The sequence below is a fragment of the Pseudomonas sp. AC112 genome, from assembly GCF_979253545.1.
In genome coordinates this window covers 966,182-991,268 of the sequence record NZ_CEEDCM010000001.1, presented here as the reverse complement: position 1 = coordinate 991,268, position 25,087 = coordinate 966,182, and the positions used below count along the sequence as shown (strand labels likewise).

General features: G+C 60.7%; 21 protein-coding genes. 14 read left to right on the top strand and 7 right to left on the bottom strand.

What is annotated here, in order from left to right; translation table 11 throughout:
* On the bottom strand, positions 1–6,516 hold the full coding sequence (locus tag AC0IYN_RS04755; RefSeq protein ID WP_471840675.1) for an NEL-type E3 ubiquitin ligase domain-containing protein: 6,516 nt from the start codon (positions 6,514–6,516) through the stop codon (positions 1–3).
* A 65-nt stretch (positions 6,517–6,581) separates the two neighbouring features.
* Entirely contained in the window at positions 6,582–7,709 is a 1,128-nt protein-coding gene (locus AC0IYN_RS04750) for an OpgC family protein (RefSeq protein WP_471840673.1), read from the bottom strand.
* 223 nt (positions 7,710–7,932) lie between these two features.
* On the opposite strand from AC0IYN_RS04750, the gene AC0IYN_RS04745 reads away from it, so the two are divergent.
* The 3 genes from AC0IYN_RS04745 to AC0IYN_RS04735 are packed head-to-tail and all read left to right on the top strand — an operon-like array spanning position 7,933 to position 10,764.
* Positions 7,933–8,307: a GtrA family protein gene (locus tag AC0IYN_RS04745; protein WP_457239591.1), complete on the top strand. Its 375-nt coding sequence runs from the start codon at positions 7,933–7,935 to the stop codon at positions 8,305–8,307.
* A complete protein-coding gene (locus AC0IYN_RS04740; RefSeq protein ID WP_406598634.1) occupies positions 8,304–9,269 on the top strand; it encodes a glycosyltransferase family 2 protein in 966 nt (321 codons plus the stop codon). The genes AC0IYN_RS04745 and AC0IYN_RS04740 overlap by 4 nt, the downstream gene beginning before the upstream one ends.
* Positions 9,256–10,764, top strand: coding sequence for a glucosyltransferase domain-containing protein (locus AC0IYN_RS04735; protein ID WP_457239592.1), 1,509 nt, complete (start codon positions 9,256–9,258; stop codon positions 10,762–10,764). The genes AC0IYN_RS04740 and AC0IYN_RS04735 overlap by 14 nt, the downstream gene beginning before the upstream one ends.
* A gap of 106 nt (positions 10,765–10,870) precedes the next feature.
* On the opposite strand, the gene AC0IYN_RS04730 is transcribed toward AC0IYN_RS04735, so the two are convergent.
* The 3 genes from AC0IYN_RS04730 to AC0IYN_RS04720 are packed head-to-tail and all read right to left on the bottom strand — an operon-like array spanning position 10,871 to position 13,579.
* Positions 10,871–11,155: a putative quinol monooxygenase gene (locus AC0IYN_RS04730; RefSeq protein WP_406598617.1), complete on the bottom strand. Its 285-nt coding sequence runs from the start codon at positions 11,153–11,155 to the stop codon at positions 10,871–10,873.
* Positions 11,156–11,166: 11 nt separating this feature from the next.
* Entirely contained in the window at positions 11,167–12,786 is a 1,620-nt protein-coding gene (locus AC0IYN_RS04725; RefSeq protein ID WP_471840671.1) for an FMN-binding glutamate synthase family protein, read from the bottom strand.
* A 28-nt stretch (positions 12,787–12,814) separates the two neighbouring features.
* The gene (locus AC0IYN_RS04720; protein ID WP_406598619.1) at positions 12,815–13,579 is read right to left on the bottom strand and encodes a helix-turn-helix transcriptional regulator; all 765 of its coding nucleotides are present in this window, start codon (positions 13,577–13,579) and stop codon (positions 12,815–12,817) included.
* A 93-nt stretch (positions 13,580–13,672) separates the two neighbouring features.
* On the opposite strand from AC0IYN_RS04720, the gene AC0IYN_RS04715 reads away from it, so the two are divergent.
* The 6 genes from AC0IYN_RS04715 (at position 13,673) to AC0IYN_RS04690 (ending at position 18,830) form a co-directional block, all read left to right on the top strand.
* A complete protein-coding gene (locus tag AC0IYN_RS04715) occupies positions 13,673–14,494 on the top strand; it encodes a carbon-nitrogen hydrolase family protein (RefSeq protein WP_471840669.1) in 822 nt (273 codons plus the stop codon).
* A 165-nt stretch (positions 14,495–14,659) separates the two neighbouring features.
* Positions 14,660–15,985: an APC family permease gene (locus tag AC0IYN_RS04710; protein WP_457248325.1), complete on the top strand. Its 1,326-nt coding sequence runs from the start codon at positions 14,660–14,662 to the stop codon at positions 15,983–15,985.
* Between the two features lie 100 nt (positions 15,986–16,085).
* Entirely contained in the window at positions 16,086–16,358 is a 273-nt protein-coding gene (locus tag AC0IYN_RS04705; RefSeq protein WP_078047093.1) for a type B 50S ribosomal protein L31, read from the top strand.
* A 167-nt stretch (positions 16,359–16,525) separates the two neighbouring features.
* Positions 16,526–17,872, top strand: coding sequence for a response regulator c-di-GMP phosphodiesterase, NosR family (gene nosR / locus AC0IYN_RS04700; protein ID WP_406598622.1), 1,347 nt, complete (start codon positions 16,526–16,528; stop codon positions 17,870–17,872).
* A 47-nt stretch (positions 17,873–17,919) separates the two neighbouring features.
* Positions 17,920–18,327, top strand: coding sequence for an NUDIX hydrolase (locus AC0IYN_RS04695; RefSeq protein WP_471840668.1), 408 nt, complete (start codon positions 17,920–17,922; stop codon positions 18,325–18,327).
* Complete coding sequence (locus AC0IYN_RS04690; protein WP_471840666.1) at positions 18,324–18,830, top strand: GNAT family N-acetyltransferase; 507 nt, start codon at positions 18,324–18,326, stop codon at positions 18,828–18,830. Before AC0IYN_RS04695 ends, AC0IYN_RS04690 begins: the two co-directional genes overlap by 4 nt.
* Before the next feature lie 614 nt (positions 18,831–19,444).
* Here AC0IYN_RS04690 and metR read toward each other — a convergent pair.
* Positions 19,445–20,362 (bottom strand): transcriptional regulator MetR, encoded by a 918-nt coding sequence (gene metR / locus AC0IYN_RS04685; RefSeq protein WP_078047097.1) that lies wholly within the window; start codon positions 20,360–20,362, stop codon positions 19,445–19,447.
* 193 nt (positions 20,363–20,555) lie between these two features.
* Here metR and AC0IYN_RS04680 point away from each other — a divergent pair, with 193 nt between their 5' ends.
* The 5 genes from AC0IYN_RS04680 (at position 20,556) to AC0IYN_RS04660 (ending at position 24,103) form a co-directional block, all read left to right on the top strand.
* On the top strand, positions 20,556–21,575 hold the full coding sequence (locus AC0IYN_RS04680) for an alpha/beta fold hydrolase (RefSeq protein ID WP_078047098.1): 1,020 nt from the start codon (positions 20,556–20,558) through the stop codon (positions 21,573–21,575).
* A gap of 55 nt (positions 21,576–21,630) precedes the next feature.
* A complete protein-coding gene (locus AC0IYN_RS04675) occupies positions 21,631–22,284 on the top strand; it encodes a DsbA family oxidoreductase (RefSeq protein WP_406598626.1) in 654 nt (217 codons plus the stop codon).
* A 120-nt stretch (positions 22,285–22,404) separates the two neighbouring features.
* Positions 22,405–23,325 (top strand): arginase family protein, encoded by a 921-nt coding sequence (locus AC0IYN_RS04670; protein WP_078047100.1) that lies wholly within the window; start codon positions 22,405–22,407, stop codon positions 23,323–23,325.
* Positions 23,322–23,702: a DMT family transporter gene (locus AC0IYN_RS04665; RefSeq protein WP_010212789.1), complete on the top strand. Its 381-nt coding sequence runs from the start codon at positions 23,322–23,324 to the stop codon at positions 23,700–23,702. The genes AC0IYN_RS04670 and AC0IYN_RS04665 overlap by 4 nt, the downstream gene beginning before the upstream one ends.
* Entirely contained in the window at positions 23,699–24,103 is a 405-nt protein-coding gene (locus AC0IYN_RS04660; RefSeq protein WP_078047101.1) for an EamA family transporter, read from the top strand. Before AC0IYN_RS04665 ends, AC0IYN_RS04660 begins: the two co-directional genes overlap by 4 nt.
* 84 nt (positions 24,104–24,187) lie before the next feature.
* On the opposite strand, the gene AC0IYN_RS04655 is transcribed toward AC0IYN_RS04660, so the two are convergent.
* On the bottom strand, positions 24,188–25,054 hold the full coding sequence (locus AC0IYN_RS04655) for a fatty acid desaturase family protein (protein WP_457248327.1): 867 nt from the start codon (positions 25,052–25,054) through the stop codon (positions 24,188–24,190).
* Between the last annotated feature and the right edge of the window lie 33 nt (positions 25,055–25,087).

The following is a 25,087-nucleotide window of genomic DNA, read 5'->3' as shown; positions in this document are numbered from 1 at the left end:
TTAATTCACCTGCTGGGCCAGTTGTGCTGCTTCGGTCAACTGGCGCACCAGGCGATTGCGCTCGGCAATCTCAAGCTCTACCAGAGATTGCCGACGATCGAGGTAGATATCCGAACGTCTGTCCACCACCTCCTCGTTCAGCCTGTTCAGTTTGTAGCGCGCTACGTTTTCGATGGTCGAGAAAGGCTCAGGGTAACTGCGGGCCAGATACTCGATCCAGAACTCTTCCGTCAGCAATGAGTTCTGCGCCGCCTGGGTGCCGCTCAGCGCCTGCAAGGTAATGCGTGCCTGATTGATGTCTTGCTCATCGACCCAATCCTCCACGGAATAGAGCATTTCCTCGCGCCCAATGGGCAAGTTGAATTCTTCGCGAAAGCGCATGCGGTAGTACAACTTGATCTCTGCATCGTCCACCTCCCGACCCGCCATGCGCCGGGTCTGGATATGCGCGTCGGCCAGTTGATCGACCTGGCGCAGGTAGAACAGGCTTTTCGCCAACGCCAGCAACTCGCGGTCTGCCTGGTTGCTGCCGGCCTGGGTGCGTGCTTGATGCACCTTGTGTACGATCTCCATATCGATAAATACCAGGATGGCGCCATCGCCGCAGGTGCCGTCGGTATAGGTGCTACGGAAGACCCGGTCGCGTAGCTCGGTCGATTCGCCCATGGCATCGAGCACCTGCCATACCCTTTGGGTGAGGGCTTGCCGAGTGTCTTGGCTGGACCGGTACGAGAACGATTGGGTCAGGTCGCGCAACACTCGGAACGCGTCTTCTGGTCGCGCACCCTCATGCCGTAGCAATTGATCCCATAGCGCCTGCCGTTGCGCATGTTGAGCGTTGGGGATACCGGCCAGCCAAAAGCTGACGTCGTTGCTTGTCGCCGGCTGGTGCAGTTCACCCGGTAGCAGGCCACCCAGGGCAATGCCGGTGCGATCGCGATAGTCGCGAATCCGGCCCAGTGTCTGTTCGCTCAAAGGGTTGTCGTGCAGCACGGTGTGAAGGTTGGTAGGGCCCATGCGCACGTCGGAAAACACCGCCTCGGGCACTGTGGTCAGACGGTTTTCCTGCAGCATCAAATGGCGCAACGTGCTGCGGCGTTCGGCCCCGACAGGCCACTGGTCGATATGGGTCTGGCGTAGCGACAGCACCTGCAGGCGCGTCATCTGCGAAACGTCCGGCGTCAGGCCCAGAGGGTTGCCGTCCAGGTAGAGGCCCTCCAATCGTGTGAGGCCGGCCAGGCGCTGACGAGACTCCGGTGTCAGCACGATCGAGTTGTCGCTCAAGTCCAGTTGTTGCAGTTGCGTCACCTGGGTGAGGCTGGTGGGCAGGTCATTGAGCATGCAGTCGAGCTTTAAATGAGTCAGTCCGATAAATTTGCTCAGGAAGGCGTTGCCCGTCGGCGGAAAGTTATCACTAACGATCCGCAGGTATTCAATGTGCTCGAAGCCACGGGTGCCCAGCATGAAGTCGGGGTCGGGCAGGCTGTTGCCGTCCAGGCGCAGCACCAGTTGATGGGTGTCGAAAAGCCCAGTCTCGTTGTCGTAGGCTGCACGGGTTTCGTGGCGCCAGGCACGCAGGATGCGCTCGGCCATTAGGCGGCGTCGCCCGTAGTTCCAACCCGCCAGGTCGATCGCCGGGTCGTCCACCGGTTGGGGCGTGTCGATCCAGCGCTGCAGTTCGAACTCCAGGGCCTGGTACTCGGCCTTGCGTCGCTCCAGTTCGATCAACGCGGCGGGTTCGGTCATGCCCAGCGAGTCAATCAGATGCCGGGCGTCGGCGACGCTGAAGCTGGGGTAGATCTCGCGCACCTTGCTCACCAGGTCCACCGGCTGGTTGCCACCGAACGGCCACAGGCTGCGCAGGGTAAACGGGTAGGCGATGAATGAAGTGTCCACGCGCATCGGCGGCTGCAACCACGCCGGGATATGCGTCAGCCCCAGCAGGGCCTTGATGGCCACGCGTTGGCCCAGGGCCAGGTCGGCAATGGCGTGCCGTAGCGCTTTCGGCTCGGCACCCTCCTCCACACCCAGTGCACGGCACTCGGCATCGTCGAGGGTCAGGACCACGGCACCGAGCAGGTCGCGGGTGCCGTCGGGCTGCTCATTGAGCCGATGACCGTCGCGATCATGCGACTGGTAGCCGCCGTCGATCTTCACCAGTGTGCGGCGGTCGGTGGCACCCGTTTGGCCGGCGCGGGCCAACAGCGGGCCGGCGAGGCTGGCGTCACGCACTTCCAGGCGCAGGCTCAGTGGCCAGCCGGGTACGTCCTTGAGCAGGTGCAGCATGATTTTTTCGCTGTCGGGGTTGGCCAGGGTACTCAGGTAAAGGCCTTCGTAGGCGCGGTTCAAACGCATATCGTCAGCAGTGAGTCGGACCTGTTCGGCCAGGCGCAAACCCACTTCGTCGCGCTTATGCAATTGCTTGAGTTCGTTGGGGCTCGATTGCCCGATAATCGCCTTTACCGCGCTGACGGGCAGTTGCGGGAAGTGCGCGTGCAGGCGCCGTTCCAGGCTCGTCGCGCCTTGCTCGCTCTGGGCGTAGAGGATGTCGAACAGTTGCGCCCGTTCGCGCCAGGCGTACTCAGCGATTTTCTTCGACAGTTTGAACAGGCGTTCCTCCTGTGAGGTGGGCAGTTCACCCAGCAGCGCGCGGCAGACCTGATCGTTCAAAACAATACGGGTGAGGGGCTCCAAGCCTCGGCTCTGCGCTTCGGTCAATTGAATGCGTTCGCTGCTGGCCCCGCTGCTGGCCGGGTAGCGCTGGATCACTTGGCCTTGCGCGTTAATGATCTCCAAGGCATGGCTGTCGGGCCAGGCCGGCAAGCTGGTGACCAGCAGCAATTGCAGGGAAGGCCGCGCATTGCGCGTGGCCGAGTAGACACTCATGGCCTGGATGAACTGCAGGATCTCGCGCTCGATGTGAAAGCGTTTGCTGGTGTCCTGCAACAACGGCGGTGGTGGCAGCCCGCTGCTGTGCACCTCTCGCAACGCCTGCGCCGGCGTGTCGGTGAGGCGCATGATCTGTGCGGCGGTGGTTTGGTCGACGTGATAGTGGGCGGGGCCCAGGCGATAAAACAGGCGGTGATCGTCCCAGGTCAGCGGGTTTTCACTGGACAGGCGCCAGGCACCCTGGCGGTTATGTTCCAGGCGCGGGGTATCGACGCCGACTTTTTGCGGGTGCTTGAGCCGCCACTTGCGCAGCCGGTTGTCGTAGACGATCGGGTACAGCGAGCCATACAGCGGCAGCAACTGTTGGCCTTCCCACTGATAGAGGCCCAGGGCGTCGGGCTTGAGGTCATGGGGCAGCACCACGCTTTGCTCATACTGGCCAAGCGACTGGTCCAGCGGGCTGACCTGTCCTTCAGGGCTGCGTCGGGTGCTCATCAAGTCGCCCAGGGTGTCGCGCAAGCCTTGGGCATCGCTGGCGCTGTTCATTCCCAGTTTCAGGCGCTCGCCGGGTTGCAGGACCGAGCCCACGGCCAAGTAGAGACTGTCAATGGCCGGTGACACCGGGATCGGCCCGGCGTTGCGCATGTCGTAGGCCTCATAGTGGCCCTGGCCGTAGTGCAGCAGTTCCACGGTGGTGTCATCGGGACCGCTGGAGACATAGCGATCGGCGGGGGGGCCATTGCTCACCTCGGTGACCACAAAGTCGCGGTTGCAGGTGCTGCGCAACAGGCTGGCGATGAAATCGCGTGCCCATAGGTCGGTGTCCGGGTTGTAGGCCCGAGGGTGGTAGAAGCCGTCGATCACGATGTCGATGCGCAGGGCGGTGCGATGGTGTTCGAGGTTCTCCCGCACCGCCTGGGGCAGGCTGGCATCGCGCAGGAAGGCGGCTTGTTGGTTGGCATCGAGGGGCGTTTGCAGCAACAGTTGTTGCAGGTTGGCCGAGGTCAGGGGCGGGTAGAGCCCGCGCAGTTTTTTCAGCAGTGGTGTGACGGTCACCAACGGTGGGGGCACCTGGATCGGCAGCCACTGGCGTGCGCTGTCCTCAACAGGGACTTCGTCGCGGGCATAACCGTCGTAGCGCGTCATGGCGGTAAACAACGGGTGGCGGTGGGTTTTTGCCAGTTCACTGATTTGCACGCGCAGGCGCGCAATGCGTTGAGCCACGGTCAGGTGTGGGCTGCCTTCCTTGCCGAGCAGTGAGGTGGCGGGTTGCTGGTTCAGGATCAATTCGAACAGCTGTTCCTGAGTGGGCGCGGAGGTGAGGGGATCGGTCAGTCCGCCGTAGGTGCCATCGTCACGACGCATCAATTCGATGGTGTGGGAGAGACCATTCTCGCGGGCGGCATAACGTTCGATCAGCACGCCGCGCTGGTCGTGCACGTTAATACACGCATCGACCGGCCAGGCGGGCACTTGGGTCAACAGGCACAACACGGTGCCATCGGCGTGGGGCGGCATATGCCCGCGTCTTGAGAAGTCCTTGATCAACTGCTCGATGACTCGGTCGGCCTGCAGGCGCCGGACCCCTTCGGTGAGGTTGACGGGTGCGGGGTCGCCGGCCCACACGCGATCCAGGGTGGTGCGGTCGGCGGCGATGCTGCGCAGCATCCTTTCCATCTCGATACGGGGCACGGCCGTGGAGCCGTCGGGCAACATGCGCTCGGCCAGTTGGATGTCCGAAAGGGTGTGGGCGTTGTGCAGGTCCAGGGTCCAGGCTTGCAGCGCCGGGTCGAACAGGATCGGTGGGGCAAAGCGGCCGGCGTTTTCGAGCTTGAGCACAAAGCGCATGCTCTGCGCGTCATAGCTGACCTCCACGACGTGGCGCTCCTGATCTTTTTGCAGCCACGCGTATTGTTTACTGTCGACCTGGTACACCCCTTGGGCATTGGCGACTTGGCCGTCGAGCAGGTGCTGATCAAGGATCGCATAGGGGCCGATATCCGGCTTCCAAAGGGCGTAACTGCCGTCGGCATGGGTCACTTTGCGCGGGTTGCCCAGTTGGTGCAAAAGGCGTGTGATGCGCTGGTTGTGCACACGGCCGGCGGTGGTGATCAACAGGCCATTGATGGCCAAGTCGGCAATGTCCGCCAGGGCAGACGCAAACTCACTGGCTTCGCCACGCGCCGCTTCGTTGATGCCGATGATCACGCTGTAGGCCAGGCTGCCGAACACCGCCACTTGCATCACGCGATTCAGCCCGGTGACGCCGCCGGGCATGGGCGTGAGCAGCAGCTCCAGGACTTCCCGGGCCATGGCCGCGACGCCATCGATCAGGGCCTGCAAGTCACGCTCCGAACGACGCGTGGCCAGGGTCGAGAGGTTGGCCTGGTAGCGCTGCACCTCACGGTAGGTGCAGGCTTGCACCAGGGACTCCTTGCGACCGTGCTTGGGGTCGGGGGTAAAGCGCAAGCCATCAAGGGCCCGTTGCGGGAACAGGCGGTGGAAGGTGTCGTAGAGGAAACCGGCTACGGGGCTCAGGCCTACCGGGCGTGGCGCATCCTTGAGCAGTTGCTTGAAACCGTGCATTTCAGCCATCGGCAACTGGCGGGCGAACCAGCCCAAGTCACCTTCGCTGTGGCTGGTCTTGAGTTGCTGTATGAACGCCGCGTGCGCGGCGTTGGCGTCGCGGTGGTAACGCAGGGCGCCCCCAGGTCGGAAGGGAAAGTACGACAGCACCCCATGGGCGGCGACGCGAATCAGCAGCAGCGGTACCGGCACGGTTTGCCCTGACGGTACGAACGGCACGGCAGGCAACACGGTGATCCCGGTGCTCATGCCCAGGGTGTCGAAGGGAAGGGCCGGGCCGCTGCCGTCGAGGGCGGCGTTGAGGCTGGCAAGAAGGTCGCGGGTTACGCCAGTGTGGGCGCGGTTGCGGTACGCCTCCAGCGCTTCAAAGCGCAGGCAGGCCTCGCTGCTCGCTTGCAGCAGGCCCTGCAATTTGCCGCCCTGGCCCAAGGCGGTTTGCAGGCGCTTGTCGAGTTGACCGCCCAGGTCCAGGTCACGGGCAATGGCGATGAACTGGCTGACGGTCAGTTGAAGGTTGTCTGCGCCACTCAGGTAAGACGATTCGACAAATGTCTGCCCTGACGCCTGAGGCTGGGACGTGGCGAAATCGAAGTTCAGGCAGGCGGCGTCCCACAGCGATAACGTGGAGACATGGGGGCGATATTTCCATTCGTCGTAGGCACGGCGAAAGCGGCTGCGGTGAGTACCATTGAGGTGGGCGCTGGCGCGGGGTTCCCAGGGCAGTGGCGGTTGCAGCTCTTCGAGGTAGCGGGTGTGCAGGAATAGGCTGTGCGGGTCCAGGCCGCCGATGCGGCTGCGCAGTTGAGTCGTGCCGTCGGATTGGAAGGCTTGGAGCAGGGCCGCATTTTCGCGGTCCACCGCCTTGATCGCCTGGTGGGCTTCGCGTTGCAGCCTGACGTAGTCCCGTTGCTCCTGTGGGGTCAGGCTGCTCATCGTCCGCGCCAAGGAATCGCGGATCATTTCCAGGGCTTGCTGGCGGGCCCAGGATTCACTGGATTGCAGGTTGCCCGACAAGCCATTGAGCAGTAGATGGGTAGGCATGGGGCCATGTCCTTTCACGGGTTAAGTGGAAGGCAATGGAAGCATCTGGCCCCTACCGTTGGGCGCTAGGTATGTAGCGCGGCGCGGGGTTGCCGGTCCAGGCGCTTGAACAGCTCCAGCCAGGCGGCGAGGCCAGCCATCAGCAACGCGCCGATCACGGCGGTGGTCAACTGCATGGCGACGGTGTCGTTGGCCATGGCGTTGATCATGTCCGCCAGGGGCGCCAGTACCACCCCCAGGCAAAACACTTCCAGGGAATAACGGCCCATGCGGCAGATTTCGCCGGCCACGCGGTTCTGCGTCCAGCCGGCACCCGGCCACAGCTTGGCGGTGACGTATGCCAGCGCGAGGAAATGCACCAGGCGCACCGGTGACAGGTCGGTCTTGCTGATGGGGTAAAGCCAGTTGCTGAGCGCCGCCGGCATCCACGCATCGTGGGTCTCGGGCCAGCGCCACGACAGGGTGATCACCCCGGCCACCAGCACGTAGACCGCCGAAGCAACAAACAGTGGCTGACGCAGCAAGGGCCGGGTTTCGGCGGTTTTAGGCCGCTGGCTGTAGATCGCCGCCGCGCCGCCCAGCACAAACAACAGCTGCCAGGTGACCGGGTTGAAGTACCACACACCGTCGCTGATCGCCCGCAGGTTCCAGCCCATCCACGGGGCCAGCAGGTAGATCGCCAGTGACACCGCCACCACGGCCTCGACTTTGCGTACCAGCATCGGCAGCACCAGCGGCAACCCCGCCAGTAACACGATGTACAGCGGCAGTGGGTCCATCAGGTTGGGCTTGAAGCGCAGCAGCAACTCATCGGTGAGGGCTTGTTGCGGGTGGGTGACGAAGTGCGTCAGGCCCATTTCCTCGACCAGGTCACGGGTTTCCACATGGCTGTTGGCGAAGAACACGATGCCCATCAGCAAGGCCAGCAGGAAGATATGCACCACGTACAGCACCCAGGCGCGGCGCAGGATTTTCAGGCAGGCCATCCAGTAGCCGTCGCGCTGCATGATCTTGCCGTACGCCAACACGGCGGCAAAACCGGCGAGGAACACAAACACCTCGGCGGCATCGCTGAAACCGACGTTGCGCAAGGTGATCTGGCCCAGGGGATTGTGGGGGACGTGATCCCAGAATATGAAGATCAACGCCAGGCCCCGAAAAAAATCGATGCGCGGGTCGCGTCCGTTCGGCATGGCTGCAAGCTCTTGAACAAGGTGTTTAGTAATGACAGGCGAGCGCGGGTGTAGTCGCACGCCGCACGTCGGGCGGGCGCAGGTTGGCGGTATTTGTAAGCAATTGCAAAGGTTGGGTATTACTGAATGTCTCAATTACACGTGCTTTGTACCTGTTAACTCTGACAGTAGACGAACCACCGGCGCCGTGGCTTGCTGAAGGAAGGCACAACGGGACAATGGAATGACCAGATTGTGGAAAGGATTTTCCAGCTACACGGTGATTGGAGTTGCCAATACGGTGATCCATTGGCAGCTGTTTTTTGTGTTCAGGGCGGCGTTTGATTTGAGCCAGGCCATCAGCAACTTTTTCGCGTTCTGCGTGGCCGCGTCCTTTTCGTTTTATGTGAACGCGATCTACACCTTTGCAGTGCCGGCGTCACTGCCGCGTTATGGGCTGTTCATGCTGTGCATGGGCGGTTTGAGCCTGGGCGTGGGGTGGTTGGCGGACCGGTGGCGCGTGGCGGGGATCGTCACGGTGCTGGTGTTTTCGCTGGTGAGTCTGGTGTGTGGCTTTTTACTTTCGCGTTGGGTGGTGTTTCGCGAGCGTGGGCAATGAGGGTTTCGTTGATTGTTCCGGTATTCAACGAAGAACAGGCGATTCGTTCGTTTTACCGTGCCGTGCGTGAAGAGCCAGCGTTGCAGGCGCATAGCATCGAAATCGTGTTTATCAACGATGGCAGCACCGACCGTACAGGCGAGCTTGCCCGCATGATTGCCTTGGCTGATAGCGACGTGATGCTGATCAACTTTTCGCGCAATTTCGGCAAGGAGCCGGCGCTGTTCGCCGGGTTGGAATACGCCATGGGTGACGCTGTGGTCCCCTTGGATGTTGACCTGCAGGACCCGGTGAGTGTGATCCCATCGCTGATCCATGAATGGCGCAAAGGCGCCGACGTGGTATTGGCCAAGCGCCGGGACCGTTCCAGCGACGGTTTTCTCAAACGTCAAAGCGCCTCGCTGTTCTATCGCCTGCTCAACCGTATCGCCTACACCCACATTGAAGAAAACGTCGGTGACTTTCGCCTGATGGACCGCAAGGTGGTGGACGTGATCAAGGCTTTGCCCGAGCAGCAATTATTCATGAAGGGTGTGTTGTCCTGGGCCGGCTTCAAAGTGGCCATTGTCGAGTACGACCGCGCGCCACGTACAGCGGGCCAGAGCAAGTTTAACGCCTGGAAATTGTGGAACCTGGCGTTGGATGGAATTACGTCATTCAGCACCTTGCCGCTGCGCTTGTGGAGTTATATCGGCGGATGTATTTCGCTGGCGGCATTAGGGTATGCGGGGGTTCTGATGGTGGACAAGGTGCTGTTTGGCAATGCAGTGCCGGGGTACCCGTCGTTGATGACGGCGATTTTGTTTTTGGGAGGAGTGCAACTGATTGGGATTGGGATATTGGGGGAGTATGTGGGGCGAATTTATATGGAGGCGAAGCATCGGCCGAGGTATGTGGTGAAAGAAGTTGTGAACGGAAACAATACTGTCAGTGACATAGGAGGTCAGCATGATGTGGGTTGATAAGGTACTGAGCCGAAAAGAAGTATTTTTGTTTTTTCTAATCCTGTCTTTTGTTTATATTTATCCCATTGTTCATGCGGATTACGCCTATATAGATGATAATTGGAGGTCGTTATTGGGGGCTCAGGATGCATGGCGAAATCAGGGGCGAGTTCTGATTGAATGGCTGTATGAGGCGCTCACGTTTGGCAGTAGTACAACTAATATATTTCCGCTTCCCCTGTTGCTGTCTATAGTGGTGCTCGTGATAGCGATGAGTCGGCTGACGGTGTGGTATTTCCCTGAGCCCTCCGTATCAAGTTGTTTAGTGGTTGTTCCGATTTTGTGCAATCCATTTTTTCTCGGAAATTTGACTTACCAATATGATGGGCCTGCGATGATTTTAGCGGTGGTCGCCGTTATTTACGCAATGACTTGTCGTGTTGAGCGTGCAAGCGTTCGAGGCTTGGTCGTGGCGTTGCTGATCGCTGTCACGTTCAGTCTCTACCAACTGACCATCGCGTTATTCGTTGGGCTGTGTGTTGTGGAGTTCTACCTTGGTGTAAAGGCCAAGGCCGCAGTGGGTGAAGTCCTATCTGTTCTGGCTCAAAGGGCGGGGCAACTGATGGGGGGAGGGATTTTTTATTTCCTGACGGCTTATCAATTATCGGTCGATACCCGAGGTAACCTGTATCCCTTCAATGAACATTGGTTTGAGGAGGTGTGTCGGAAATTTATTTTTGCAATGAACAAAATTAGTTTACTGGTGACCCCGGGAAATCGGTGGCTGTGTGCGGCAGTGTTAGGTATTGCGCTTGTCGGTTTTGTTATTTCTATGCGAAGCATTCCCCAGATGAAGGGAGGGAAAATCGGTAGGGTTGTGGTCGCATTGCTTTATCTACTTTGTGTGCCTGTACTGATTTTAATAGTGCCGGGTTTTATGCTGTTTTTGATGGAGGCAAATCTGGATGCTCGAAACTATATTGCTTTTTCAGCAGTGCTGATTTTCTTGTTTATGCTGAATAGTGAGGTGCTCGGTCGTGTTGAGTCGCGGCTGCGGTTGCTGCTGGTCATTCCTGTTCTATTTATGTTTTCCTTCAGTTACGCCTATGGGCAGGTCATCATCGCTAAAAAAGAACTGGAATCGGCATTGGCGCAGTATGTGGCTTATGATTTGATTTCGCATGATGAATTACGAAATGTGCACAAGCTTTATTATGTCGGGCCGGCGATAGGTGCAAACTGGCTGCCGAGAGGCCATGCGGCGATGACGTATATGCCACTATTGAGATACATATTGAGTGAGTCCAATGCGCCATTACATCCTCAGTTTATGACTCGGCTGGGTATAAACAATGTCGTGTACGGAAGTCGTGAACTGTTCAACGCCAGCGCCGCATCACAAACCGACAAGCTTGTGGTAGACAGCAAGTTATATTCAATTCACTTGCGTGCTGGCGACGCATACATTGTCATGAAAGATTTTGTGGGTTCGGAGAATTACAACGACAACTGAGTAGTCGAACAGTTACTCGGCGATGGCGGCAAAGTCCAATGACGGCATGTGAATCTCCTTGTTTCAACGATGCCGTCGGTGGTCCGGTTCAGCGAGAAGTAGTGGTTTAGAACGCATCCATCAACAGCACCCGACAGGGTTTGGCTTCATACGCATTGATCTGCGGAACCAGCCGAGTGAAGTGTTCGGTCTGGCAATGCACATCGAGAGCGGCCTGGTCAGGCCATTGCTCGACAAAGATAAAATGCCCTGGGTCTTTTTGGTCGACAAACAGATCGTAGGCGATGCACAGCGGTTCCTGGCGGGTTTTTTCCACCAGTTCTTCGTACCAGGGGCGCACCGTTTCCAGGTGTTCGGGCTTGATGAAATCTTCGGCGATGACTTTCAACACGGTAACGGTCCTTATGCAACAGCCACTTCATGGGGCTCAAAACTGTCGGCCCGCGCCATCTGCCACATGCGCGAGTAAAACTCGCCGTTCACTTCACCGGTCAGCAACTCGCCGGGCTTGAGGAACACATGCAACTGCGAGAACAACTTGATCTCGGTCGCCGACATGCGCCGCACCAGGTGCTTGGCCGACAGCTGCGAGGGATGGTCCAGGCCCGCCGCGGCGAGCATTTCTGCCAAGGCCTTGAGGGTGTTGCGGTGGAAGTTGAACACCCGTTGGGCCTTGTCCGGGACCACCAGCGCGCGCTGGCGCAGCGGGTCTTGAGTTGCCACGCCGGTCGGGCATTTGTTGGTGTGGCAGCTTTGGGACTGGATGCAGCCGATGGCAAACATGAAGCCACGGGCCGAGTTGGCCCAGTCGGCGCCGATGGCCAGCACGCTGGCGATGTCGAAGGCGCTGACGATCTTGCCACTGGCACCCAGCTTGATCTTGTCGCGCAGGTTCAGGCCCACCAGGGTGTTGTGCACGAACAGCAGGCCCTCACGCAGCGGCACGCCGATGTGGTCGGTGAACTCCACGGGCGCGGCGCCGGTGCCGCCCTCCTTGCCGTCCACCACAATGAAGTCCGGGAGGATGCCGGTTTCGAGCATGGCCTTGGCAATGCCCATGAATTCCCATGGGTGGCCCAGGCAGAACTTGAACCCCACCGGTTTGCCGCCGGACAGTTCGCGCAGTTGGGCGATGAACTGCATCAGTTCGATGGGCGTGGAGAACGCACTATGGCGTGACGGCGAGATGCAGTCTTCGCCCATCATGATGCCGCGGGTCTCGGCGATTTCCTTTGTCACCTTGTGCTTGGGCAGGATCCCGCCATGGCCGGGTTTGGCGCCCTGGCTCATCTTGATTTCGATCATGCGCACTTGCGGGTTCTGTGCTTGTACGGCGAAGCGTTCCGGGTCGAAACGGCCGTCGCTCGTGCGGCAGCCGAAGTAGCCGCTGCCCAGTTCCCAGGTCAGGTCGCCGCCGTTTTCGCGGTGGTAGGGGCTGATGCTGCCTTCGCCGGTGTCATGGGCGAAGTTGCCGAGCTTGGCGCCCTGGTTCAGCGCACGAATCGCGTTGGCACTCAGCGAGCCGAAGCTCATCGCCGAGATATTGAACACCGATGCCGAGTACGGCTGCGTGCACTGCGGGCCGCCGACCATCACGCGGAATGCGCTGGGGTCGCTGAGCGGTGCCGGGCGCATGGAGTGGCCGATGAATTCGAAGCCCGACTGGTACACGTCGATCAGGGTGCCGAAGGGTTTGTCCGCCGTCTCGTTCTTGGCGCGTGAGTAGACCAGCGAGCGCTGGGCGCGGGAGAAGGGCAGGGCGTCGCTGTCGGACTCCAGCAGGTACTGGCGGATTTCCGGGCGGATGGCTTCCACCAGGTAACGGATATTGCCCAGGATCGGGTAGTTGCGGCGCACGGCGTGGGGGCTTTGCAGCAGGTCGAAGATACCGATCAGGCTCAGCACACCCGTGACCACGGTGATCGGCCACAGCCATTCATGTTCGATAAAGGGAAGGCTTGCGAGGGTGAAAATGACGCACACGGCAAAGAAGGCGTAACGGCTTAGTAACGACAGGCTCATACGGTTTTCCTTGGTTCGGACTCATCGGCTAGGCGTTTTGCGCCTGTAGAAAGATCGAGAACAGCTCCGACTGGGATTTGATCCCTAGCTTGCTGTAGATGTGTTTCTTATGGACTTTCACGGTTTCAACAGAGATTTCCAGCTTACGAGCGATTTCCTTGCTGGAGCAACCGCTGAGCATCAAGCGGCCTACATCCAGCTCGCGGGCGGTGAGTTGCGCGCCCCAATCATCATTCTGGATCGGCGGCTGCGGAGTGCTGACCTGGTTGAGTTCATAGGGCAAGCGTTGGCGCAGCAGGCTCAGCACCCAGGGTTGAATCAGCGACAGCAGGGCAATCTGCGCCTGGTCGAAACGCTGCTTCAAACCCAACGACAGGCATAGCGTACGCCCATCCGGCAGATGGCAATTAAATTGGATTTCATCTGCGACCACGTTAAGGCGGAAGTAGCGCTGGTAGTACTCGGTGAGTTCGAAGTGCTCCGGCGCGACTTCCGCCAGTCGAAACAAGCCGGTGCGCGAGTGTTCGCGGCTGGCAATGTAGAAGGGGTCGAGCAGGTACAGGCCATTGAGGTAGTCCTGGAACAACTGGTCTGGCGTACCGTCGGCACCGGGGCATTCGGCGAACACCAGGGGGCGGTGTTCGCTGCTGAATAGCAACACCACCCAACTGTCGAACGGCACGTATTGGTCCAGCAAGCGGACAAGCTGAGTCCAGAAGTTGGGCTGGTCGAGGGCGTCTATCATTTGCCCCACCGAGCGGTGCCAGGCGATGTCCTGCAGCGACATGGTCATTGATCTACCCCTAACGTGTTACCCCGGCCGCGTAATTCCCTGGCGGGTATTGGCTGCGCATACTGCGACACAGATAAAGAACAAGGAATACCCATGAAGGTCGAATTCGCCCAACTGGCCGGTCGTGATAACGATACAGCTTACAACCTTGAGCGCGCCCTGGCGGCAATCGTTGCCTGCGCCGACGATACGCAACTGATCGTATTCCCGGAAACCCACCTGACGGGCTTTCCCTCGGCTGAAACCGTCGCCGACATCGCCGAGCCCCTGGATGGCCCCACCGTGAGAGCCGTTATCGAGGCGGCCCGCGCGCGCAACATTGCGGTGGTGATCGGTATGGCCGAGAACGACGGCGGCCAATTCTACAACACCACCTTGCTGATCACCCCCGAAGGCATTGCCTTGCGCTATCGCAAGACTCACCTGTGGCCATTGGAGCGTGGCGTGTTCAACCCAGGCGACCGTTACCCCACCTGTGTGTGGAACGGTGTGCGCGTCGGCCTGCTGATCTGCTACGACATTGAGTTCCCGGAAACCGCCCGCGCCCTGGCGCAAACGGGCGCTGAAGTGCTGATCGTCACCAACGGCAACATGGACCCCTACGGCCCCACGCACCGTACCGCGATCATGGCGCGTGCCCAGGAAAACCAAGTGTTCGCGCTGATGGTCAACCGCGTGGAGGAGGGCGACGGCGGCCTGGTGTTCGCCGGTGGCAGCGCCTTGGTCGACCCGTTCGGTACGTTGCTGTTCGAAGCCGGGCGTGACGAAGGGCAATTCACGGTCGAGCTGGATCTTGACCAACTGGAGGCGGCGCACAAGGACTACCGCTACCTCGACGACCAGCGCATGAAATTGCCCGGCGAGGTGATCGAGCACACAGACGGAACGCGCGAGCTGCTGATCCCGAAAAACTGACACAACCCCTGTAGGCGCCCGGCTTGCCGGTGATGGCGGCTTTGAAATCGCGATCGCCGGCAAGCCGGGCTCCTACAGAGGGCGCTGTACACCATAACAATTAGTGCATCCGCTTCATCGACTTCAGTTCTGCCATAAATCTAATAAATCAGCGGAGAATCGCTCATGGCTCGTTTGCAACGCACCCTGTCGTTAGGGTCGGTGGTGCTGTTTGGCATCGCCTATATGACGCCGATCATTGTGCTCGGCACCTTCGGCATCCTGGCGCAATCCACCGCCGGCATGGTCCCCGCCGCTTACCTCGCCGCCCTGGTGGCGATGTTCTTCACCGCCATGAGCTACGGGCGCATGGCCTCGGCCTTCCCGGTGGCCGGTTCGGCCTACAGCTATGTGCGCAAGGCGATCAGCCCCAAGTTGGGATTCATCGCCGGTTGGGCGGTGTTGCTCGACTACCTGTTCCTCCCGATGGCGATCTGGTTGATCGGCGCGGCGTACCTGCATTCGGCATTCCCCGCCGTGCCGCAGTGGGTCTGGGTGCTGGCATTCATCGGCATCACCACGGCGATCAATATCATCGGCCTGAAACTCGCCAACGGCATCAACGCGCTGCTGATGCTGGTGCAGTTTCTGGTGTTGATTGCGTTTGTCGCGTTGTGCATCCACTACATCGGTGGTGATTCGAGCAAGCCGCTGTGGACGATCACGCCGTTCTTCAATGGTCAGATGCAGATGCCACTGATCATGAGCGGGGCTGCGATTGCCTGTTATTCGTTCCTGGGCTTTGACGCGGTCAGTACCCTCACCGAAGAGACCCGCGACCCACGCCGCACCATTCCCCGGGCAATCATGCTGATCACCTTGATCGGCGGGCTGATCTTCGTCGGTGTGTCGTATTTTGTGCAGGTCGCGCATCCGTCGTTCGAATTTGCCGATGTGGATTCGGCGGCCTACGAGATTGCGCGCAACATCGGTGGCGACCTGTTTGTGTCGATCTTCCTGATCGGCCTGATCGTCGGCCAGTTCGCCTCGGGGCTTTCGGCCCAGGCCAGTGGTTCGCGCTTGTTGTTTGCCATGGGCCGCGACGGCGTGTTGCCCAAGTCGTTCTTCGGCACCCTGCATGCGCGTTTCGGGACGCCGGTCAACAGCATCCTGCTGTGTGCCGTGGTGGCGTTGCTGGCGCTGAAGCTGGACGTGACCACCTCCACCTCGTTCATTAACTTCGGTGCGTTCCTGGCGTTCAGCCTGGTGAACCTCTCGGTGATCTTTCACTACTGGATCGGGGCCAAGCAGCGCGGCGTGCGGGAATTGATCCTGTTCCTGGTGTTCCCGGCCATCGGCCTGTTGGCGGATCTGTGGTTGATGGTCAGCCTCGATCACCTGGCGATCTACCTGGGCCTGGTGTGGTTGGCGATCGGCCTGGTTTACCTGGGTGTGCTGACGCGCGGTTTCTCGCAACAGCCACCGGAGATGGACTTTCAGGAAGCTGCATAGAAGCTGCGGGCCTATTCTTATTGCAATCGGTTCTCGTTTGGGTGCGTGATTTGTGTTGCTGTATAACACATCAAATGCACCCAGACGCCCCGGAGGCCTTATGAAAGCTGGTATCCATCCCGACTACCGCACCGTGCTGTTCCATGACACCGCCGCCGACGTGTTCTTCCTGATCGGCTCCACCGCCGACAGCGATCGCACCCACACACACAGCGACGGCAACACGTACCCGTATATCCCGTTGGACGTTTCCAGCGCCTCGCACCCGATCTACACCGGCCAACAGCGCAAGACCCAGGCCGAAGGCCGGATCGCCGGGTTCAACAAGCGTTTCGCTTCGTTTGGCTCGAGCCCGAAAAAAGCCGAAGCGTGACGATCACGTGCTTCACCTCGAAGGCCGCTCCGGTTTCAGGAGCGGCTTTTTTTTGCGTTGATATCGTAAAGCCATCACTTTACGCAAAACCGACTAAACTCCTCAGTAATAGCCAGGAAGGCAGGCCCGGACCCTAAGGAATGCACACCGACGATCCGAGGTGTCCCATGGGAGAGTCAGTTACATTTACCGATGCCAGACGTGCCGTGGTGCTGTTGATCGACGCCCACCCCGACGTGCTCCAACGCCTTACGCAACTGCTGCAGCTGGAACCCTTCGACCTGCACAGCGCCACGTGCGCTGCCGATGCCCTGGCCATCCTGGCCAGCCAACCCGTCGACCTGGTGATGAGCGCCGCGCGCCTGCCGGACATGGACGGCGCCTCATTGCTCGCGCATGTCCACCAGCATTACCCCCACACCGTGCGCATCCTGTTGACAGGCGAGACCGACCTGACGCTGATCGTAAAGGCCATCAACGAAGGTGAAATCTACCGTTACCTGAGCAAGCCCTGGAAGGATGAAGAATTGTTGCTGGCGCTGCGCCAATCCCTGGCCCATCAGCATTCCGAGCTGGAGCGCCTGCGCCTTGAACAACTGATCCAGCAGCAGAACGACGAACTCAAGCAGCTCAACGCCACCCTGGAAAGACGCGTGGCCGCGCGCACCAGCGAGCTGCAGCAGACCGCCGACATGCTCGATCTGGCCTACGAAGAGCTCAAGCACAGCTACGCCACCGGCACCGAAGTGTTTTCGCTGCTGGCCAACCTGCGCCTGCCGCGCGCCAAACAGACCAACCGGCAGATCATCGAACTGGTGCGCACTTGGTGTGTGGCCCATGGCGTGGACTCCGCCAGCAACCGCGACCTGACCATGGCCGCCGCGCTCTACAACATCGGCAAGCTGAGCTGGAGCGACAGCATGATGGCGTCGCCCTCGGACCTGCTGCACAGCAGCGACCGTGAACGCTATCGCGCCTACGCCACCCAAAGCGAGTCGCTGCTGATGACCCTGGAACCGATGAAAGACGCCGCGCGGCTGATCCGCCATCACCAGGAACGCTGGGACGGCAGCGGTTTCCCTGACCACCTCAAGGGTGAAGCGATTCCTGCCGGCTCGCGTTTGCTGAAACTGGCGGTGGATTTTATCGAACTGCAAAAAGGCCTGATCCTGGAGCGGCAGATGAACAGCGACGAAGCGCTGCTGTACATCCGCAAATACGCCGGGCGGCTGTACGACCCGGTAATGGTCGAAGACTTTGTGCTGGTCTGCGCCACTTACCTCAATGACGTGACCCTGGGCGACCCCAACGTCAAAGTGCTCGGCACCCGGGAGCTGGCGGAGGGCATGGTGCTGGCGCGCAACCTCAATGCGGACAACGGCATGCTGCTGCTCAACGCCGGCAAGGTGTTGAACCTGCCGTTGGTGGATAAGTTGATTGCCTTTGAGACCATGGAAGGGGCGCGGTACAGCGTGTTTATCAAGGACACCGGCGAGGCATTGCTTTCCGGTTAAGGCACTTCATGTGATCCTTACATCTTTGCCTTCAAGGAAGACCGTACATGCCCTCCACCATCCGCATCGCCGCCGCCCTCCTGATCGGCGGCGACGGCCAGACCCTGCTGGTGCGCAAGCGCGGCACGCAAGCCTTCATGCAACCTGGCGGCAAGATCGACGCGGGTGAGCAACCTGCCGACGCGCTGGCCCGTGAGCTGCACGAAGAACTGAACCTGTGCATTGAGCCCGGCGCGGCGGTCTATCTGGGCAAGTTTTCCGCACCGGCGGTCAATGAGCCAGGTTTTACCGTGGAAGCCGAGTTGTTCCAGGTGCAGATTGACGAGCCAGTGAGCCCGGCGGCGGAGATCGAAGAAGTGCGCTGGATCGACCCGGCCGGCGACGGTGGCCTGGTCCTGGCACCGTTGACGCGGGATTTGATCCTGCCGTTTTATCGTGCATCGCTGACGGCATGAGCGTCCGCACGTTGGAGGCCAGCGACGCCGAGGCTTATCGGGCGTTGATGCTGGAGGCGTATAGCGCCTATCCGCAGGCGTTCACTTCCAGCGTGGCGGAGCGTGCCGCGATGCCGCTGAGTTGGTGGGAGAAGCGCTTGAGCAGCCCACTGGACCGGTTGCTGGGGGCTTTTGAGGGGGATGAACTGGCCGGCATTGTCGGCTTGGCGTTCGAGCCGCGGGAGAAGGCACGGCACAAGGTGACTTTGTTCGGCATGTACGTGACCCAGGCTTACCAGCAGCAGGGGCTGGGCCGTCAATTGGTCGAAGCGGCGTTGGCTGAGGCGCGCCAGTATCCGCGCCTGAAGGTGATTCAACTGACGGTCACGGCCGGCAATGATGCTGCCCTTGCGTTGTACCAGCGCTGCGGGTTCATCCAGTACGGCCTGGAGCCGCTGGCGGTGCGGGTGGGGGTCGATTACTTTGACAAGATCCACATGTGGCGCGAATTGCAGGACCAGTGATTTCCAGTTGTGGCAGGCTTGCCTGCGATAGCCGTAGGTATCTGCACGACGCTGCACCTGTGGTGAGGGCGCTTGATTCCGCTGGCGGCCAGACAGACGACCGCTATCTAACTGTTGCCCCAGATCAAAATGTAGGAGCTGGCTTGCCGGCGATGGCGGTGGTGCGGTGTACATATCAGTTATTTAGGTAACGGCTGCTATGGGTTCCGCTCTTACAGCGGGTCACTTTTGGAAAAGAGCCCCAAAAGTAACCAAAAGGGCTCTTGCCCCAACACTCGGCACCTCGCTCACGCTCGGTGTGCCCGTAATCCGACAGGTATTTGGGGGGCCGCCGCCACGCGCCATCCATGGCGCGGGGCGGCTAAACCGGCATCCCTGCCGGTTTACCCCCCAAATCCCTGTCGAATTCCGGCCAGCGTGTTTGACGGGGCGCCTAGGATCAAGATCAAGATCAAGATCAAGATCAAAAGCAACAGCACGGCGGCCTGGTAGCCGGCCTGAGTGGTTGGATCAAGGGCAGGTACGTGTGTAGGCGCTGGCTTGCCGGCGATGCAGGCACCTCGGTACCTCAGGCACACCCAGGCGAGCTCTTCGTTTACAAGGCGACGCAGGGTTCAGCGTACCGCGCTGACCCCATCGAGGGTGGAGAATGAGGTGTCCTTGGCAGTCAGCAGGAAGTCGCGCATATACGGCGCATCCAGCATGTCTGCGCGAATCCCCGCGTACAGCGTTGCAAACAAGCCTTTCTCACCCAGGCGCTTGCCTTTCACGTAACCGCGCGAGCTGTATTCGTGCAGCGCCCAATGGGGCATGCCGCACACACCACGGCCGCTGGCCACCAATTGCATCATCATCACGGTCAGTTCCGAGGTGCGCACCTGGGCCGGTTCTACGTCGGCGGGTTCGAGGAAGCGGGTGAAGATGTCCAGGCGGTCGCGCTCGACCGGGTAGGTGATCAGGGTTTCGGTCAGCAGGTCTTCCGGCACGACGTACGGTTTGTGCGCCAGTGGGTGCTGGTTGGCGACCGCGAGCATGGCTTCGTAGGTGAACAGCGGCACGTAGGTAATGCCGGGCAACTCCAGCGGGTCGGAGGTCACCACCAGGTCCAGGTCGCCACGCGCCAGGGCTGGGAGCGGCGCGAAGGCAAAGCCGGAGGCCAGGTCCAGTTCGACTTCCGGCCAGGCATCGCGGAACTGGTCGATGGTCGGCATCAGCCACTGGAAGCAGCTGTGGCACTCGATCGCCATGTGCAGGCGCCCGGCAGTGCCGCCGGCCAACCGGGCGATGTCGCGTTCCGCACCGCGCAGCAGCGGCAGGGTGGCGTCGGCCAGTTGCAGCAAGCGCAGGCCCGCGCTGGTGAAGCGCAGCGGCTTGGTCTTGCGCACGAACAGCGGCATGCCCAGGCGTTCTTCCAGCTCCTTGAACTGGTGGGACAGCGCCGACTGCGTCAGGTGCAGGCGCTCGGCGGCTTCCACCAGGCTGTCGGCTTCGCGCAGCGCGTGCAGGGTCTTGAGATGACGGATTTCGAGCACGGGCTCTCCATGAATATAATTTGTGACGAAATGGAATGCCGTGAGTTTGTCTCATGTTGGCAGGCCTGTCGATAAGTAGATCGACATGACCGCTGAGCACTCTTCATCAAACTGTCACGCAACTGTGGCAGCGCGCTTGAACAAACTTCATCAGACTCGCGCTCTACTGGGGTTCTGCGTTTCGGTGTTTTTCATGCGCGTGTTGCTTTTACTGGCCGCTCTACTGTTCGGCCTGCCGTCTTTTGCGGCTTCTCGATGTGACGTCAATGTCCCGACCCAAACGGTCGACCTGGCTCAGGTGAGCATCGCCTACCAGAGCATCGGCCGTGCGTCCGATCCAGCCTTGCTGCTGGTGATGGGCCTGGGCGGGCAGTTGATCCACTGGCCCGACGAAGTTGTCGTCGCCCTGTGCCAGCAAGGTTTCCGGGTGATCCGCTATGACAACCGTGACGTCGGCCTGTCCACGTGGCGCCAGGCGCCCGCGAGTGCGAACCTGACCTTCGAGGTGCTGCGCTACAAGCTCGGCCTGCCGGTGGCGGCGCCGTATACCTTGACTGACATGGCCGATGACGCCATCGGTTTGATGGACGCCTTGCAGATCGAGCAATTCCACGTGCTGGGCGCGAGCATGGGCGGGATGATCGCCCAGCACCTGGCCGCCATGGCGCCGCAGCGGGTCGAGAGCCTCACGCTGATCATGACCAGTTCCGGCGCCGAAGGCCTGCCGGCGCCGAATGCGGCGCTGGTGCAATTGCTGTCGCGGCGCAGCGCGCCGAACCGTGAAGTGGCGCTGGAGCAACAGGCGGATCTGCTCGCCGCACTGGGCAGCCCGAACGTGAAGGATGATCGCCAGGCCTTGCTGCACCAGGCGGCGCTGTCCTACGACCGGGCCTTCAACCCGGACGGCGTGAAGCGCCAGATCATGGCGATCCTCGCCGAGCCGAGCCGCGTGCCGTTGCTCAACCAATTGCGCGTGCCGACGCTGGTGGTGCACGGTACCGCCGACCCGCTGCTGCCGGTGATGCATGGCGTGCACCTGGCGGCGCATATACAAGGCAGCCAGTTGAAACTGATCCCCGGCCTGGCCCATCGTTTCCAGGAAGCGTTCAAGGCGCCGTTGCTGGCGGCGGTGTTGCCGTACCTGCAAGCGCATCGCGAAGATGCCGCGCACTGGGCGCAGATCGATCCGGTCGGCCCTTCGAAGCTGCTGTGACATTGGTGTATCGTGCAGCCTTTGCGGCCCATTTACGCCTGCGAGGTTGCCTGCCATGAGTACTCCCCTGAAAATCGATTTCGTCAGCGACGTGTCCTGCCCCTGGTGCATCATTGGCCTGCGCGGGCTGACCGAAGCCCTCGACCAGCTTGGCACCGAGGTGCAGGCCGAGATCCATTTCCAACCGTTCGAACTGAACCCGAACATGCCTGCCATCGGTCAGAACATCGTCGAGCACATCACTGAGAAATACGGCTCCACCGCTGAGGAATCCCAGGCCAACCGTGCGCGCATCCGCGACATGGGCGCCGAGCTGGGCTTTGCCTTTCGCACCGATGGCCAGAGCCGCATCTACAACACCTTCGACGCACACCGCCTGCTGCATTGGGCCGGGCTCGAAGGTTTGCAGTACAACCTCAAGGAAGCACTGTTCAAGGCGTACTTCACCGATGGGCAGGACCCGTCCGACCACGCCACCCTGGCGATCATCGCCGAAAGTGTCGGCCTGGATATCAAACGCGCAGCCGAGATTCTCGCCTCCGACGAATACGCCGCCGAAGTGCGTGAGCAAGAGCAACTGTGGATCTCCCGTGGTGTGAGCTCGGTGCCGACCATCGTGTTCAACGACCAGTACGCCGTCAGCGGTGGCCAGCCGGCGGAGGCCTTTGTCGGTGCCATTCGCCAGATCATCAACGACGCGAAAAACTAAAGCCGATCACGGTTCAAAATGTGGGAGCGGGCTCGCTCCCACATTGGTCAGTCACCGTCTTCAAGAGTTGTGCTGGCCCGTCCCTTGCATTGACCCCCTAAAGCCTTAGGGGACACTGCCTTGAACATTCTCGACCTCGACCACAGCCTCACCGGCCAGGCACCGATTGCCCGGCGTTTGGCCAATGGCCGCGCCCACCGTATCGACCTGCTCGACCTGGGCCCCAAGCTGCGCCTGTGGTCCACCGAAAAAACCTGGAAGCGCTTCGCCGAACGCATGGCCCAACGGCCCCGGCCCACGGATGCGCGCCCGGAAATCCTGTTTGTCGGTTCGGGTGATTACCATCACCTCACGCCGGCGTTTCTCGCCGATCTCAAAGAACCGATCAGCCTGATCCACTTCGACAACCACCCCGACTGGGTGCGCTTTGCGCCCAAGCGCCACTGTGGTTCGTGGGTCAACCGCGCGCTGAAAATGCCGGCGATCAAACGCATCGTCACCCTCGGCCCCTGCAGCGATGACTTGCATAACCCGCAACTGCGCGGCGGCAACCTTGGCGCCCTCAAGCGCGGGCACTTGCAGCTGTTTCCCTGGCAGCACGCGCCCTCGAAAGTCTGGGGGCGGGTCGGGGACGGCGCCGGCCATCGTCAGCAGGAAGACCACCTGCACTGGCGCAACCTGGCCGAGCTGGATTGGGCGGCTTTCCTGGAGCAGATGATCAGCAGCCTGCCCACCGAAGCGATCTGGATCACCCTCGACAAAGACGTGCTCGCCAGTGAAGACGCGGCCACCAACTGGGACCAGGGCGGCATGCGCCTGACCCACCTGCTGCAAGCCCTGCGGGCCTTGGCCGCGCGCAAGCGCATCATCGGCATCGATGTGTGCGGCGAGTTCGCCCAGCCGGCCTTCAGCAACGCGTTCAAGCGCTGGGAAGCCAAGTCCGACCAGCCGCCACCCGAGCGCTGGAGCGCGCAAGACCTGCAGCGCAACGCTGCCACCAATGAAGCCTTGATTGATCTGTTTGAGGAGCTGTTCCCGTGACCTTGACCGTGGTGTTGCTGGTGGCGTTTTCCATCGTGCTCGATGTGATCGGCCAGCTGTGTTTCAAGATCGGCCTGGACCGTTTGCCCGAGCTGGACGGCGGTTTTCGCCTGAATGCGTTCTGGGGCCAAGTGTTCAATGCGCCGTTGCTGTGGGCCGGGATCGGTGCCTATGCGATCGAATTTTTCGTGTGGCTCGAAGCCTTGTCCCGCGCGCCCTTGAGCCTATTGTTTCCGGCCGCCGCGCTGGCCTATTGCGGGGTGGTGCTGGCGGGCAAAGTGGTGTTGGGCGAGACCGTCAGCCGCCGCCGTTGGTTGGGCACGCTGGTGATTACGTTGGGAGTGATGTTGGTGGCGATTGCAGGGAGCCAGGCATGAGTACGCAAACGATGAATACCGGATGGCTGCACGGGCGCTTCGGCACGGTGGTGCTGTGGGCCTTGTTGATCTGCACCGAAAGCGCCGGTCAGCTGTTTACCAAAGTGGCCGGGGACCAACTGGGGCAGATGGATTTCAACTGGCAGTGGCTGGGTGAGGTGGCGCGCAACCCTGGGATCCTGGCGGCGATCGCCAGCTACATCGGCGCGTTTTTCGTGTGGATGCTGATCCTGCGGCGCAGCAGCCTGTCCCTGGCGTTTCCGCTCAGTTCACTGGTGTTTGTGGTGGTGTTGCTGGGGTCGTGGCTGGGGCTGGGGGAACATATCAGCCCACTGCACTGGGTGGGGGTGGCGGTGATTATCGCCGGCATCGCCCTGCTGGCCGAAGGCGAAGAAAACTGATCACGTTGGCCTGGTTTGATTTTTGTGGTGAGCGAGCTTGCCTCGCGCAGGGCAAGCCTGCTCACCACAGGGGTTAGTGGCGAGTCAGGGTTTTCTGTGCGCCACCAGAAAGCCCAACCCGTGTGACACTGGAAGCTGCTTCACCCCCGCCTCACGCTGTTGCTCGGCAATCTCCCGATGAAACGCCTTCACCTTGGTCCAGTGCATCTTCGGCCGGTAGTGGTGCTCGGCGTGGTAGCCGTTGTTCATCCAGATCAGGTTGTACAGCACGCTGTAGGAACTCACGCCCCAGGCAATCGGCAAGTCCGGGTTGCCGCCGAAGTGTTCGTAGTAGCCATTGAGCGACGACAGGCACTGGCCCAGGTACCAGAACGGCAACAGCCACAGCACCGCCTGCCAGTTGTAGTACGCCAGGGCGATATAGAACGCCACCGTCACGATGATCTCGACTTTGACCCAGCGTGCATCGGCCGGGCGCTTGCGCTTCATCTCGTCATAGAACGGCTTGGGATCGTCGCGGAAAAAACTCAGGAAGGTATAGGCCCACGGGTTTTCCGGTTGGCCATTGTGGCCGCGCTGGTAGATCGACAGCGGGTCGATGGTTGTGCCATCCGGGCCCGGCAGGTCGGCGTTACCACGGTGATGGCGGTTGTGGATATCGCGGTAGAGCGTCTGGGAAAAACCGATGGTCACCGACAGCAGCAGGTCGAAGGCCCGGTTCATCGCGCGATGGGTGAAGTAGGCGTTGTGGATCTGGTTGTGGGAGATGCTGTTGATGCTCCACGACAAGCTGATCGCGTAGATCAGTGCCAAGGGCACCAGCGCCCACCAGCTCAGGCTATGGAAGGCGACAACCAGCCAGATGACAAAGGCGAAATGCGCCAGGCCCAGGGCGATTGGCACCAGGTCCCAGAGCGAGTGATGCAGCAGGCGGTAAGCGGGGCGAGCCATGAAGAGTGTCCTGGAAAAATGGATTCCAGCACC